The sequence below is a fragment of the Staphylococcus pettenkoferi genome (assembly GCF_002902685.1).
Classification (GTDB): Bacteria; Bacillota; Bacilli; order Staphylococcales; family Staphylococcaceae; genus Staphylococcus; species Staphylococcus pettenkoferi.
Genome location: NZ_PPRN01000108.1, coordinates 1 through 904, shown reverse-complemented (window position 1 = coordinate 904; position 904 = coordinate 1). Strand labels below are relative to the sequence as shown.

Annotated in this window: 2 tRNA genes and 1 rRNA gene; all 3 read right to left on the bottom strand. The window is 40.2% G+C overall.

What is annotated here, in order from left to right:
- Positions 1-87 (bottom strand): 23S ribosomal RNA (locus CD126_RS11915); the annotation flags it as partial.
- Positions 88-396: 309 nt separating this feature from the next.
- Positions 397-472, bottom strand: a tRNA-Ala gene (locus CD126_RS11910).
- Positions 473-488: 16 nt separating this feature from the next.
- Positions 489-562 (bottom strand) — tRNA-Ile (locus tag CD126_RS11905).
- Between the last annotated feature and the right edge of the window lie 342 nt (positions 563-904).

The window sequence follows — 904 nt, the reverse complement described above, 5'->3', positions numbered from 1 at the left end:
AGCTCCCCAAAGCATATCGTCGTTAGTAACGTCCTTCATCGGCTTCTAGTGCCAAGGCATTCACCGTGCGCCCTTAATAACTTAATCTGAATTGTTTTAAGTCAACCGCTTGCATTTTTCTTCATCTTCGTCTCGAGTTCTCAGTCACTTACAAAGGTAAGCTCTTTCAACTCTCAACTCGATTCATCAACTGACAAGCGCTTTCTTTTAAAACACTTCTCAGTATTACTAACAAGCTAACTTAAAACCTTAGTTATTAATCTGTGAGTGTTCTATTGAACACTAGCGATTATTTTTTGAATTCAAGCTTTTAAAAACTCTAATTCACTCGGTTTTGCTTGGTAAAATCTATACTTACTATCTAGTTTTCAATGTGCAATTTCTTTTAATTATAAATGGTGGAGACTAGCGGGATCGAACCGCTGACCTCCTGCGTGCAAAGCAGGCGCTCTCCCAGCTGAGCTAAGCCCCCATATTAAATTCTAGAGTGGGCCTAAGTGGACTCGAACCACCGACCTCACGCTTATCAGGCGTGCGCTCTAACCAGCTGAGCTATAGGCCCTCAATTATTTTCGAGTCAAGCGTTTTTACTCTTCTTGATCCTAGCTTCAAGTGTGCAGTTGCTTACACTAAGTAAGCGCCTTTCACTTTCAGCTCAATTCATCGATTGAGAATCGCTTTCTTTCGAAAATGATATTTTTAAGAGTCAAGCGTTTTTGCTTTCCTCTATTTAACTGAACACTCTGATGAGCATTCAAAACTAAATGCAATATGTCACCGTTATTCCATTTTCATCTTCTACGAAGATGTTCCGTTCTTTTTCAGTCAAACGTTTTCACTCTTTCTCATTTCAGCTTGAGTGTGCAGTCACTTACGCTAAGTAAGCTCCTTACACTCTCGCTTC